The organism is Tardiphaga sp. 862_B3_N4_1, assembly GCF_051811085.1.
Classification (GTDB): Bacteria; Pseudomonadota; Alphaproteobacteria; order Rhizobiales; family Xanthobacteraceae; genus Tardiphaga; species Tardiphaga robiniae.
Genome location: NZ_JBPWQB010000001.1, coordinates 1,002,202 through 1,016,058, shown reverse-complemented (window position 1 = coordinate 1,016,058; position 13,857 = coordinate 1,002,202). Strand labels below are relative to the sequence as shown.

The window sequence follows — 13,857 nt, the reverse complement described above, 5'->3', positions numbered from 1 at the left end:
CCGCGCCCTGAATGGAACCGTTCGGCTTGCCATGCGTATGGGTTTGGGGCGATCATTGGAACCGGGCCGCGGAACGTTTCGCGCGGCGATCGGCCTTTTGATAATTGTAAGCAGAACAAGGCATCATGAATCCCGTCAAAGCACTCGAATCCCATGGTCAGGCCGTTTGGCTGGACTTCCTCGCCCGCGGCTTCGTCGCCAAAGGCGACCTCAAGAAGCTGATCGACACTGACGCCGTGAAGGGCGTGACGTCGAACCCGGCGATCTTCGAGAAGGCGATCGGAAGTTCGGACGAATATGATGCCCCGATTGCCGAGGCGCTGAAGTCCGGCGACAAATCGCCTGCCGACCTGTTCGAGCACATTGCCGTCGAGGACATCCAGCACGCCGCCGACGTGCTGAAACCGGTTTACGACAAGATGAAGGGCGACGACGGCTTCGTCAGCCTCGAAGTCTCGCCCTATCTCGCCAATGACACCAAGGGCACGGTCACTGAGGCGGAGCGCCTGTGGGCGAGCGTCAAGCGCCCAAACCTGATGGTGAAGGTGCCGGCAACGCCGGAGGGGCTGCCCGCGATCCAGCAACTGATCGGCGAAGGCATCAGCATCAATGTGACGCTGCTATTCGCGCAGAAGACCTATGTGGAGGTCGCCGAGGCCTATCTGAATGGTCTGGAAAAATATGTTGCCGGCGGCGGCGATCCCTCGCATGTGGCCAGCGTCGCCTCGTTCTTCGTCAGCCGCATCGATGCGCAGGTCGACAAGCAGCTCGACGACAAGATCGCCAAGGCCAATGATCCATCCGAGAAGGCGCGGCTCAAGGACCTCAAGGGCAAGGTCGCCATCGCCAATGCGAAACTCGCCTATCAGGAATATCTGGAACTGTTTGCCGGCCCGCGCTGGGAGAAACTGGCCGCCAAGGGCGCCAAGCCGCAGCGTCTGCTCTGGGCTTCCACCGGCGTGAAGAGCAAGGACTATCGTGACACGCTCTATGTGGAAGAGCTGATCGGCAAGAACACCGTCAACACCGTGCCGCCCGCCACGCTGGACGCGTTCCGCGACCACGGCGAGGTGCGCGACAGCCTCGAAGAGAATGTCGAGGATGCCAAGAAGGTGCTGGCCGACCTCGCCAAGACCGGCATCTCGCTCGACGCAATCACGACGCATCTTGTCGAGGACGGCGTCAAGCTGTTCGCCGACGCGGCCGACAAGCTGTACGGCGCCGTGGCGCACAAGCGCGCAACATCGCTGGGTAACGGGATCGGATCGCAGAAGCTGGCGCTGGGCGACGGCATCACGAAGAAGGTCGCAACCTCAACCGAAGAGTGGCGTGGTTCGGCGAAGATCCGCCGGCTCTGGCACAAGGACAAATCGGTCTGGACCGGCGCGGACGAAGACAAGTGGCTGGGCTGGCTGAATAGCACCTTTGACGAGAAGGCCAAGCTCGTCGACTACAACGACTTCGCCAAATGGGTGAAGGCGCAGGGATTCACTGATGCGGTGGTGCTCGGCATGGGCGGATCGAGCCTTGGGCCGGAAGTGCTGGCGCAGACCTTTGCCAAGGTGGCGGGCTTCCCGAAACTGCATGTGCTGGATTCCACCGATCCCGCGCAGGTCGCGGCTATGGGCAAAGCCGTGAAGATCGCCTCGACGCTGTTCATCGTCTCCAGCAAATCCGGCGGCACCACCGAGCCGAATGTGATGAAGAACTACTTCTTCGACGAGGTGACCAAGGCGGTCGGCGCCGACAAGGCCGGCGGCCATTTCGTCGCCGTGACCGATCCCGGCTCGTCTTTGGAGAAGGTCGCGAAGACCCAAAAGTTTGCGCGCATCTTCCATGGTGATCCCACCATCGGCGGGCGCTATTCGGTGCTGTCGCCGTTCGGCCTCGTGCCGGCGGCTGCAGCGGGCGTCGATCTCACCAAGCTGCTCGATCTCACGCTGTCGATGGTCCGCTCCTGTGGGCCGGACGTGCCACCCGCTGAAAATCCCGGCGTCCAGCTCGGCCTTGCCATGGGCAATGCCGGGCTCGACGGCCGCGACAAGGTCACGATCTTGTCCTCGAAGAAAATCGCCGATTTCGGCGCATGGGCCGAACAGCTCATCGCCGAATCCACCGGCAAGGATGGCAAGGGCCTGATCCCCATCGACGGCGAGACGCTGGGCGAGCCCTCAGTCTATGGCACCGATCGCTTCTTTATCGATCTGCGCACATCAGGCGAAGACGACAAGGGACATGACGACAAGCTGGCTGCGCTGGAGAAGGCGGGCCATCCCGTCGCGCGCATCGTGATGCCGTCCATCGATCATCTCGGCCAGGAATTCTTCCGCTTCGAAATCGCGACAGCCGTCGCGGGATCGATTCTGGGCATCAACCCGTTCAACCAGCCAGATGTGGAAGCCGCCAAGATCAAGACGCGCGAGCTGACGGAGGCCTTCGAGAAGACCGGTTCGCTGCCGCCGGAGACGCCGGTGGTGTCCTCCAAGGAGGCCGATCTCTATACGGACGACAGCAATGCCGAACTGCTGAAGAAGGCCGGCGCCAATGGCGATCTGACCTCGTGGCTGAAGGCGCATTTCCGCCGCGTCACCCCCGGCGATTACGTGGCCCTGCTCGCTTATGTCGAACGCGATAGCGCCCATATCGACACGCTGCAGCAGATGCGGATGGCGGTGCGCGACAAGAAGAAGGTGGCCACCTGCGCCGAATTCGGCCCGCGCTTCCTGCATTCGACGGGCCAAGCCTACAAAGGCGGGCCGGATACCGGCGTGTTCCTGCAGATCACGGCTGACGATGCCAAGGATCTTGCCATTCCCGATTACCGCGCCTCGTTCGGTGTCATCAAGGCGGCACAGGCGCGTGGTGACTTCGGCGTACTGACCGATCGCAACCGCCGCGCGCTGCGCATCCATCTCAAGGGCGATCTCAAGGCCGGACTTGCTGTTCTCGACAAGGCGATGACTGCCGCATTGAACTAAACGACGATCCGCATGGCCCGGACATTGCTTCGGGTCATGCGCAATCAATAAAGGACATCACACAATGCAGCTCGGCATGATCGGTCTCGGCCGAATGGGCGGAAATATTGTCCGCCGCCTGATGAAGAACGGTCACACCGCGGTTGTCTATGACAAGGACGCCAAGGCCGTCAGCGGCCTTGCCTCCGAAGGTGCCATCGGCGGATCGTCGCTCGAAGATTTCGTCAAGAAGCTCGACAAGCCGCGCGCCGTCTGGGTGATGTTGCCCGCCGGCAAGATCACCGAGACCACCATCGATGCGCTGACTAGGCTGCTGGAGCCCGGCGACACCGTCATCGACGGCGGCAACACGTTCTGGCAGGACGACGTTCGCCGCGGCAAGGCGCTGAAGGAGAAGGGCCTCTTCTATATCGACGTCGGCACGTCCGGCGGCGTCTGGGGCATCGATCGCGGCTATTGCATGATGATCGGCGGTGAAAAGAGCGTCGTCGATCGGCTCGATCCGATCTTCAAGACGCTGGCGCCTGGGATCGGCGACATCCCGCGTACGCCGGGCCGCGACAACAGCGATCCGCGCATCGAGAACGGCTACATCCATGCAGGCCCCGTCGGCGCCGGGCATTTCGTCAAGATGGTCCATAACGGCATCGAATACGGATTGATGCAGGCCTATGCCGAAGGCTTCGACATCATGAAGAACGCCAATATCGAGGCGCTGCCGGAAGCGCATCGCTTCGACCTCAACCTGCCCGATATAGCCGAAGTCTGGCGCCGTGGCAGCGTGATCCCGTCCTGGCTGCTCGACCTCACCTCCTCCGCGCTCGCCAAGAACGAGACGCTCGATACTTACTCAGGCTTCGTCGAGGATTCCGGCGAAGGCCGCTGGACGGTGAATGCCGCCATCGACGAAGCGGTGCCCGCCGAGGTTCTGACGGCAGCGCTGTTTGCGCGGTTTCGCTCGCGCAAGGAGCACACATTTGCAGAAAAGATTCTATCCGCGATGCGCGCCGGTTTCGGCGGCCACAAAGAGCCCGATCAGCATCCGGATCCAAAACGGCAGGACGCGCCTGATATCATCAAACCAAAGGCGTAGCCCGCATGACCGAGATACAAGCTCCAGGCCCTGCCAAATCCAAGAAGAAGCCAGACCCTTGCGCATTCGTGATCTTCGGCGTCACCGGCGATCTCGCACACCGGCTGGTCATCGCGGCGCTTTATAACCTTCAGGCGGCCGATCTTCTGCCGGAGAAATTCTGCGTCGTCGGCATCGCCCGCAAGGACATGACCGGCGCGGAACTCCGCGACGACCTGATGAAGGGCCTGAAGCAATATGCGACGCGCCCGGTCGACGACGCCATCGCACAGAAGCTGCTCAATTGTGTCACCTGCATCGAGGCCGATCCGGGCGAGCCGGATTCCTTCGATCGCATGCGTGACCAGCTCGACAAACTCGAGGAAGCGCGCGGCACCGGCGGCAATCGCCTGTTCTATCTGGCGACGCCGCCTTCGGCCTTCGCGCCGATCGCGCGTCAGCTCGGCCGCACCGGCATGCTGAAGGAAAACGGCTCGTGGCGCCGCCTCGTGGTCGAGAAGCCGTTCGGCACCGACCTTGAATCCGCGAAGAAGCTGAACAATGAACTGCTCGGCCTGATGAACGAGCAGCAGATCTACCGGATCGATCACTATCTCGGCAAGGAGACGGTGCAGAACATCCTGGTGCTGCGCTTTGCCAATGGCATGTTCGAGCCGATCTGGAATCGCAACCATATCGATCACGTGCAGATCACCGTGGACGAGAAACTCGGCGTCGGCCATCGCGGCTCGTTCTATGACGCCACCGGCGCGCTGCGCGACATGGTGCCCAACCATCTGTTCCAGCTGCTGTCGCTGGTGGCCATGGAGCCGCCCGCGCGGTTCGAGGCCAATGCGGTGCGCTCCGAGAAGGCCGAAGTGCTCGCCGCCGTCACCACGCAGACCGAGGCCGAAGCACTGCAGAATTCGGTTCGCGCGCAATATGTCGCCGGCCATGTCGGCGATACCGACATTGGTGATTATCTGAAGACCAAGGACGTCAAGGAAGGCAGTACCACCGAGACCTATGCAGCGATGAAGCTGTCGATCGACAACTGGCGCTGGGCCGGCGTTCCCTTTTATCTGCGTACCGGCAAGGCACTCGGCATCAAGCGCACCGAAGTGGCGATCAAGTTCAAGCAAGCACCCTTCGCCATGTTCCGCGACATGTCCGTGGAAAGCCTCGCCGAGAACTTTCTCGTTATCGCGGTGGAGCCGAACGAAGGCATCTCGCTGAAGTTCAATACCAAGGTGCCCGGTCCCGCTGTGGAGATCGACGGCGTCGAGATGAAGTTCCGCTATAAGGACTACTTCCAGGCTGCACCGGCGACGGGCTATGAGACGCTGATCTATGACTGCATGATCGGCGACAACATCCTGTTCCAGCGCGCCGACAGCGTGGAAGCCGGCTGGCGTGCCGTGCAGCCATTCCTCGATGCCTGGAAGAAGGCCGGCAAGGACGGGCTAAAGACCTACAACGCCGGCAGCGAAGGTCCCGAGGAAGCCGACGACCTGCTCAAGCGCGATGGTCGTAGCTGGCGCGTACTGAGCTGACGCCATGACAGCGCCCAATCGCCATATCGTCGTGGTCGAGGATGCGGTGGCTCTCGCCGAGGCCGCAGCCGACCGGCTGATCGAGCGCATCGAAGCCAATCCCGGCCGCATCGCAATCTGCATGACCGGCGGATCGAGCCCGAAGCGCCTCTATGAACTGCTCGCCACCGAACCCTATCGCAGCGAAATCCCCTGGGATCGCGTACACTGGTTCATCGGCGATGATCGTTTCGTGCCGTCAGGCGATCCGCTCAACAACATGAGTATGGCGCGAACTGCGTTTCTGGATACATGCGCGCCGCTTGCGAATGTGCACCCGATCAAGACCGATGCGGCGAATCCGGATGAAGCCGCTGCGCTCTATACGCGCGAGCTGCAGTTGTTCTACGGAGCCGACAAGCTCGATAAAGCCAAACCGCTGTTCGATCTGGTGTTGCTCGGCGTCGGCCCCGATGGTCACGTGGCATCGTTGTTCCCCAGCTATCCAGCCATCGAGATCAAGGACCGCTGGGTTGTCGGCGTGCCCGAAGCCCATGTGAAGCCTTTCGTGCCGCGCGTCAGCCTGACGCTGCCGGCACTCGCCTCATGCCGCGAGATGCTGTTCCTGATGAGCGGCGAGGACAAGCGCGCGATCCTGACCCGGGTGCTGAAGGGCGAGGATCTGCCAGCCAATCGCGCGCGGTCGGACGGCGAAACCGTGTGGCTGTGCGACAAGGCCGCCCTGCCGGACGACGCGCGTGGCTGACACCGCGCCCAAGACTCTGGCACCCAAGATCCTGGCACCCAAGGCTCTGGTGGTGATGGGCGTCTCCAGCTCAGGCAAGAGCACGATCGCGAAGACGCTTGCTGAACGCCTCGGCTGGCGCTTCGCCGATGGCGACGATTTTCACCCGAAGGCAAATATCGAGAAGCAGCGCGCGGGCCAGCCACTCACCGACGACGATCGCTGGCCCTGGCTGCAGGCCATTGCCGACGAGATCGACCGCGTCACCGCCGATAAGCTTGTCGTCGCCTGTTCTGCGCTCAAGCGCGCCTATCGCGATCTGCTATTGCACGGCCGCGACGACATTCGCATCGTCTATCTCGACGGCTCCAGGGAGCTAATCGCCAAGCGCATGGCGGCGCGGAAGAATCATTTCATGCCGCCGACGCTGCTCGACAGTCAGTTCAAGACGCTCGAAATCCCTGGCCCAGACGAACGCCCGATCACAGTATCCATCGACGACGATGTCGACGGCATCGTCTCCGCCATCATCAAACAACTGCCGGCCTGAAGGATCAAACCATGACCAAAATCGCTCTCGTGGTGTCCGATGTCGACGGCACACTCGTCACCCACGACAAACGCCTCACCGACACGGCCAAGGCGGCCGTGAAGAAACTGGAAGACGCCGGCATCGGGTTCACGATCACGTCGAGCCGCCCGCCCGTCGGCATGCGCTTCCTCGTGAAGCCACTGGGGATCACGCTGCCGATCGGCCCATTCAACGGCAGCTCCATGGTGGACGGCGACCTCAAGCCGATCATGCAGCACCTGATCCCGGAAGCTGCCACCAAGCGCGCCATCGAAGTGTTGGAAGACCACGGCGTCGATATCTGGATATTCACCAATGACGAATGGGTGATCAAGCGCGACGACGGCAAATATGTGCCGCACGAGCGCGACACCATCCAGCATGAAGCCGTGATGGTCGACGACTTCTCGCCCTACCTCGCCAGGGCCTGCAAGATCGTCGGTGCGAGCCAGGATTTTCCATTGCTGGAACGCTGCGAGGGCGCGATGCAGAAGGCGCTGGGCGATACGGCTGTCGCGGTGCGCTCGCAGAACTATTATCTCGACATCACACCGCCCAATCAGAACAAGGGCACTTTCGTGCAGGCGATGGCGCAGCGGCTGGGCATCTCCCTTGAGGCCATCGCCACCATCGGCGACATGCGCAACGATCTGCCGATGTTCAAGGTGTCAGGCATGTCGGTCGCGATGGGCAACGCGAGTGACGACGTGAAATCGCAGGCGACGGATGTGACATCGTCGAACGAAGAGGAAGGCTTTGCGGGCGCGGTGGAGATGATTTTGAAAAGGAATGCGGGGCGCTGAGGCGCTCTGGCACCCGTGGCTTCCCTCCCCCAAGCGGCGTAGCCGCGCAGTGGGGTCTGGCGGACGAATTCGTCCGTCATGAGTCGGCCGATAGGCCGGGGTGGGGTGTCCCAGCAGACGACAAAGTGAGCGGAAGCACCCCACCCGTCTCGACCGCTGCGCGGTCGATCCACCTCCCCACTGCGCGCAGCTTCTCTGCGCTTGAGGGAGGGATAAGAAAGAGCTACTTCGCCCGCTCTACCTTCTTCTCCTGCGGACGCTTGGCGCTCGCCAGATTATGCGCCACGGCGATCAACGCGATATGGGTCAGCGCCTGCGGGAAGTTGCCGGTCTGGCGTTTGACGCCGCTGTCATATTCCTCCGCCAGCAGCCCGACATCATTGGCGATCGCGACGACGCGATTGAAGAGTTCTTCCGCCTTGGCGATCTCGCCCATCTTGATATAGGCCTCGGCCAGCCACAGGCTGCAGGCGAGGAACGCCCCCTCGGCGGGTTGAACCTCGCCAGTGACCTCGCGTGGATCGTGGCGCAGCACGAAGCCGTCACGTATCAGATATTTCTCGACCGCTGCGATCGTGCCCTTCACGCGAGGATCGTCGGCCGGAAGAAACCCCAGAGCCGGCAGCAGCAGAATGGCGCCGTCGAGCACGTCCGAGCCATAGGATTCCACGAAGGTGTTTTCGCGGGGATCGAACCCTTTCTCGCAGACGTCGCGATGAATCTCCTTGCGCAGTGCCTTCCACGTGTCGACGGGGCCTTTGAGATTAAAGGTCTCGGCGCTCTTGATGGCGCGGTCGAACGCAACCCAGCAGCCGACTTTCGACAGCACATAGTGCTTGCCGGGGCCGCGGCGCTCCCAGATGCCGTGATCGGGCTTATTCCAGACAGAAGCGAGATGTTCGAGGATCTCGCATTCCACCGCCCAGGTGCCATCCTCGAGATCGAGTTTGGCAACGCGAGTCTGGTGGAAGGCGTCAATCAACTCGCCATAGACATCAAGCTGCAATTGCGCATGCGCGGCATTGCCGACGCGCACCGGCAGCGCGCCGCCATAGCCGGGCAACCAATCGGCCTCCCATTCGAGCAAGCGGCGCTGGCCCATGATGCCATACATGATCTGCATCTCGGCCGGTGCGCCGGCGACAGCGCGCAGCAGCCAGCGATACCAGGCGCGCGCCTCATCAGTGTAGCCGCTGTTCATCAGCACCAGCAGCGTGAATGTCGCATCGCGCAGCCAGCAGAAGCGATAGTCCCAATTTCTGGAGCCGCCGAGCTTTTCGGGCAGCGACGTGGTCGGCGCCGCGACGATACCGCCGGATGGCGCATAGATCAGCGCCTTCAGCGTGATCAGCGAGCGCATCACGAGATCACGGTGCTCGCCTTTGTAGGTGCAGCGGCTGCTCCATTCCTTCCAGAATTCCTCCGTGTCCTTCAGCGCCTCGTCGACATTGATCGGCGCTGGCACTTTGAGATGCGAAGGCCCATAGGTCAGCACGAACGGGATGCTGTCGCCCTGTTTGACTTCGAATTTCGCGACGGTCGTGAGGTTCTCGCCGTGGGTCTCGACGGGCGTGTGCAGCACGGTCATGTCGGGCCCGCAAATCGCCAGCACTCCGCCGTCCCTGTCGCGCTTCACCCAGGGGATGGCCGCGCCGAATCCGAAGCGGATGATCAGCTCCATCCGGACCGTCACCGTGCCGCGATCGCCGCGGACGATGCGCACCACATCAGAGGCGGCGCCGCGCGGCGGCATGAAGTCGATCAGCGTGATGGCGCCGTCATCCGTCTCCAGCGTGGTTTCCAGAATGAGGGAGTCGCCGCGATAGCGCCGTTTGCATGCCGTGATCGGAGCGTCGGGCGTGATTTGCCAGCGGCCGTGATCCTTGGTGCCGAGCAGCGCGGTAAAGCAGGCGTCGGAATCGAAGGCCGGCCAGCACAGCCAGTCGATCGATCCGTTGCGGTTGACGAGAGCGGCGGTCTCACAATCGCCGATCAGCGCGTAATCTTCGATATTGCTGTACAAAGTCTTTCCGCCACCTGACAAAATTTAGGTCAATGCGGACAAACTCCTGTCCGCGGTTGCAATGTGCAGCGCGTCACGATCGATCGACGTGGCCATCGTCTCCACCGTGGCCGGCAGCCGCTGCCGCCAGTTCGGATGCTCATTGATGGTGCCGGGAATATTCGGTTGATCGATCACACCCAACAGGTCTTCCAACGCGACGGCCAGCAAACGGGTCCGCGTGCGCGCGAGAAAGTGAGCGACGGCGTAGAAGTCTTCGGTATTGATGCCCTGCGCTCGCAGCGCCTCGCCGAGCATCTGCAGCGCGTAACGGCGGGCATCGTCGCTCTCGCCGGGATCGATGCCCAGCGAGCGCTTCAGCTGCAAATCGTGCAGGCTGCGCCAACCGGCATAGGTCGGCAGATCGTGGGTATTGAAGGTCACCAGTGCATTCGGCGCGTAATAATCGACGCCGCGGAACGCATAGCGTTCATCGCGCTCGAACATCATCACCAGATACGACCAGATGCCCCAGGATGCGAGATGATCGCGGAAGCCGTCCGGCACGGTACCGAGGTCCTCACCGATCACCACGCAGCGATTGGCGACGCTCTCCTGCGCCGTCACCGCCAGCAGCGCTTCCAGCGGCATCTTTACATAGGCGCCGTTATCGGCGTCGTAGCCGTGCGGCACGACGTAAAGGCGATTAAGGCCGAGCACGTGATCGAGCCTGACAGCACCGGCATAGCGCATCGAGGCGCGCAACATGTCCTTGAACGGCGCGAAGCCCTGCACTTCCAGCCCTGCGGCATTGAAGCCGGCGAGACCCCAGTTCTGCCCGGCGGGCTGCAGCGCATCGGGCGGCGCGCCGACGGACAGATGACGCGAAATCGCGATCTGCTCATTCCAGGCATCGAAGCCGCCGGACTGTACGCCGACGGCGACGTCGAGATAGAGGCCGACGGGCATGCCGAGCTTCGTCGTCAGATCGAAACACGCCTTGAGCTGCAGGTCGGCATTCCACTGCACGTATTCGATGTAAGCCACGTCCTTGCCGTCCGGTCCGGCGCGGAAGGCGTCGCAGGTCGCGTCATCGGGCAGCAGCCATTCCGACGGCCAGTCCCACCACGCGGTCTGCTGCTGATGCCGCAGCACCTCGAAACAGGCGAAGCGCGTCAGCAGCGGCGCGCGCTCGGCGCGGAATGCGGCAAAGGCCTTCTGACGCTCGGATGTCGGATCGGCATAAAATGTCTCAAAGGCGGCACGCATCGCTGTCGACTTGACCGCGGCGATATCGACATAGTCGACGAACTTGCTGGCGCGCATAGTGGCCAGCATATCGCCGCTGTCATTGGCCGCATATTCGGGCAGCGCCTCGACGTTGATATAAAGCGGATTGAGAAACAGCCGGCTGTTCGGCGAATACGGGCTGCATTCGGCCGGCCGGTCGTCGAACAGCGCATGCAGCGGATTAAGCCCGACACCGCCGGCGCCGCTCGAGGCGGCCAGTCTGATCAGGTCCTGCAGATCGGTGAAGTCGCCGATGCCCCAGTTGCGCTCGGAGCGCACGCCGTAGAGCTGTACGGCGAGAATCCAGGAGCGATCGAAGGTCCCGGGAAATGCCTTGGACGGCGCGACGATGAACGGCACCTCATCGGGGAATTTCTTGGCGTCGACCAGCCTGAGCCGGTGCACGCCGACCGGCAGATCGCGCGGCCAGGTGATCTCGCGCCCCTCCGTCGTTCCCTCGGCGATAACCTTAACCCCGTCGAGAATTTTCCAGGTCAGGGGAAACGTGGCAGCCTCATTGAGGACCGTACGGGCACCCTCGCCGGCCCGGACCACGACCGGACTCGCCACGAAGCGATGCGGCGTGCGCACCGGCATGGCGTCCAGAATGAGCTTCAGGGCAGCTTCGCCCGTGGTGTGCCACTGGCCCTGACCGTCGTGAAAACCGGTCTGGATTCCGAGTTCGGCAGCTTTGGTGAAAAGGTCCATTCGGCACGCTGTTTGCAGAGCAACAATCGAAAGTTGCTGGGAAATTTCTGAATTTGCGGAAGAGGATAGCCGATTTCAACGCGTCGATCTAAGCTGAGTTCCATGGGGAACCAAACCCCTGTCACGGGGCTTTGTATATGATCGCACCGTCTCTTTTTGAAAAATCGAACAGGGACGACACCTCATGATGGCATCACCGTGAACAGAACATCCCAAATCGTGGACACCGCCGGTATCGGCGGGGCTTTCCATATCGAAAACATCTATCCGATCATCGACGCTGGCCGCTTCCCGGTCAAACGCATCGTGGGCGAACCTGTCGCTGTCTATGCCGACCTGTACCGCGATGGTCACGAGATCATCGCCGCTGCCATTGTCTGGCGCCGTGAACAGGACCGCGAGTGGAATCGGGTCCCGATGACGCTGGAAGTGAACGACCGCTGGGGCGGCTCATTCATCCCCGATGGCATCGGACGCTATGTCTATGCGATCGAGGCCTGGACCGACGAATTCGCGACCTGGCGCCACGGCTTCGAGCTGAAGCTGAAGGCCGGACAGGACGTCACGCTGGATGCGCTGGAAGGCGCCGGCCTGATGACCAAGGCGCAGAATGGCGGGCCCGAGGCTTCGGCGCTCATCGTCAAGCAATGCGAGAATTTCCTGCAGACCGGCGACAACGAGCCGCTGCTGTCACCCGAGCTGCGCACCGCCATGGCCGAAGCGCAGTTGCGGCCTGACCTGACGCGCTCGCCGCTGCTGCCGCTGATGATCGACCGTGAGCGTGCCCGCAACGGTGCGTGGTACGAGATGGTGCCGCGCAGCCAGAGCACAGTGCCCGGCCAGCATGGCACGTTCCGCGACTGTATTGCCCGCCTGCCCGACGTGCAGGCCATGGGCTTCGACGTGCTGTATTTCACGCCGATCCACCCCATCGGCAAGACCAACCGCAAGGGCAAGAACAATTCACTGACCTCCGAGCCCGGCGATGTCGGCAGCCCCTATGCCATTGGCGGCGCCGAGGGCGGCCATGATGCATTGCATCCGCAGCTCGGCACCATGGAGGATTTCCATGCGCTGATCGCTGCGTGCAAAGAGCATGGTCTGGAAGTGGCGATCGACGTCGCCGTGCAGTGCTCGCCGGATCATCCGTGGGTCAAGGACCATCCGGACTGGTTCAAGCGCCGGCCGGACGGTTCGATGAAATATGCGGAGAATCCGCCAAAAAAATACGAAGACATCCACAATCCCGACTTCGACTGCGAGGACGCGGGATCGCTGTGGAACGCGCTCCGCGACATGCTGCTGTTCTGGTGCGACCAGGGCGTCAAGATCTTCCGCATCGACAATCCGCACACCAAGCCGTTGCGGTTCTGGGAATGGGCGATCCATGAGGTGCAGATCAGGCATCCGGACGCGCTGTTTCTGGCGGAGGCCTTCACGCGCCCGAAGCTGATGAAGGGCCTTGCCAAGCTCGGCTTCTCGCAGAGCTACACCTATTTCACCTGGCGCACCGCGAAGTGGGAGATCGAGCAATATCTCAACGAACTATGCGGCTATCCCGAGCGTGAATTCTATCGCCCGAACTTCTTCGTCAACACGCCGGACATCCTGCCCTATCACCTGCAATCCGGCGAAGCCTGGATGTTCAAGGCGCGGGTGGCGCTGGCGGCCGCGCTGTCGTCGACCTATGGCATCTATAACGGTTTCGAATTGCTCGAACACGAGGCGATTCCCGGCAAGGAGGAATATCTGAACTCGGAGAAATACGAGATCAGGACCCGCGACTGGAATGCGCCGGGGAATATCAAGCCCTACATCACCGCGCTGAACCACGCGCGCCGCGCCAACCCGGCGCTGCAGCAGACATCGAACCTGCGCTTCATGCCGGTGGAGAACGACAACATCATCGGCTTCGTGAAGGAGTCGGTGGATGGCACCAATACGGTCGCCGGCGCCATCGCCCTGTCACGCGACGCTTACGAATTCTGGCTGCCGATCGACACGCAAGTCACGGTCGATGGCGAGAAGCGCAACGTCGCCGCCGTCGAGAACATCATTACCGGCGAGCGCCATGGCGTCGAATGGGGCGGCATCCGCCTGCGTCTCGATCCCCAGCGCGATCCCGCCATCTTCTTCCGTTGCCTCGCCTGAAAGCG

Annotated in this window: 9 protein-coding genes; 7 read left to right on the top strand and 2 right to left on the bottom strand. The window is 62.2% G+C overall.

Going from position 1 to position 13,857, the window contains the following annotated elements; genetic code table 11:
- The first annotated feature begins 125 nt into the window (after positions 1–125).
- The 6 genes from AB8B02_RS04720 to AB8B02_RS04695 all read left to right on the top strand — a co-directional run bounded on the left by AB8B02_RS04720 (position 126) and on the right by AB8B02_RS04695 (position 7,701).
- Entirely contained in the window at positions 126–2,978 is a 2,853-nt protein-coding gene (locus AB8B02_RS04720) for a bifunctional transaldolase/phosoglucose isomerase (RefSeq protein WP_439063273.1), read from the top strand.
- Between the two features lie 64 nt (positions 2,979–3,042).
- Complete coding sequence (gene gnd / locus AB8B02_RS04715) at positions 3,043–4,071, top strand: phosphogluconate dehydrogenase (NAD(+)-dependent, decarboxylating) (protein ID WP_439063272.1); 1,029 nt, start codon at positions 3,043–3,045, stop codon at positions 4,069–4,071.
- A 5-nt stretch (positions 4,072–4,076) separates the two neighbouring features.
- Positions 4,077–5,603, top strand: coding sequence for a glucose-6-phosphate dehydrogenase (gene zwf, locus AB8B02_RS04710; protein WP_439063271.1), 1,527 nt, complete (start codon positions 4,077–4,079; stop codon positions 5,601–5,603).
- A gap of 4 nt (positions 5,604–5,607) precedes the next feature.
- Positions 5,608–6,348 carry a 6-phosphogluconolactonase gene (gene pgl / locus AB8B02_RS04705; protein ID WP_439063270.1) on the top strand — a complete coding sequence of 247 codons (741 nt, stop codon included), beginning with the start codon at positions 5,608–5,610 and terminating at the stop codon, positions 6,346–6,348.
- A 55-nt stretch (positions 6,349–6,403) separates the two neighbouring features.
- On the top strand, positions 6,404–6,877 hold the full coding sequence (locus AB8B02_RS04700) for a gluconokinase (RefSeq protein WP_439064588.1): 474 nt from the start codon (positions 6,404–6,406) through the stop codon (positions 6,875–6,877).
- Positions 6,878–6,888: 11 nt separating this feature from the next.
- Positions 6,889–7,701 carry a Cof-type HAD-IIB family hydrolase gene (locus AB8B02_RS04695; RefSeq protein WP_439063269.1) on the top strand — a complete coding sequence of 271 codons (813 nt, stop codon included), beginning with the start codon at positions 6,889–6,891 and terminating at the stop codon, positions 7,699–7,701.
- Positions 7,702–7,924: 223 nt separating this feature from the next.
- On the opposite strand, the gene AB8B02_RS04690 is transcribed toward AB8B02_RS04695, so the two are convergent.
- Together AB8B02_RS04690 and malQ are read right to left on the bottom strand one after the other, a co-directional pair.
- Entirely contained in the window at positions 7,925–9,724 is a 1,800-nt protein-coding gene (locus tag AB8B02_RS04690) for a glycoside hydrolase family 15 protein (RefSeq protein ID WP_439063268.1), read from the bottom strand.
- A 24-nt stretch (positions 9,725–9,748) separates the two neighbouring features.
- The gene (gene malQ, locus AB8B02_RS04685; protein ID WP_439063267.1) at positions 9,749–11,701 is read right to left on the bottom strand and encodes a 4-alpha-glucanotransferase; all 1,953 of its coding nucleotides are present in this window, start codon (positions 11,699–11,701) and stop codon (positions 9,749–9,751) included.
- 198 nt (positions 11,702–11,899) lie between these two features.
- Here malQ and AB8B02_RS04680 point away from each other — a divergent pair, with 198 nt between their 5' ends.
- Entirely contained in the window at positions 11,900–13,852 is a 1,953-nt protein-coding gene (locus AB8B02_RS04680) for an alpha-1,4-glucan--maltose-1-phosphate maltosyltransferase (protein WP_439063266.1), read from the top strand.
- The last annotated feature ends 5 nt before the right edge of the window (positions 13,853–13,857 follow it).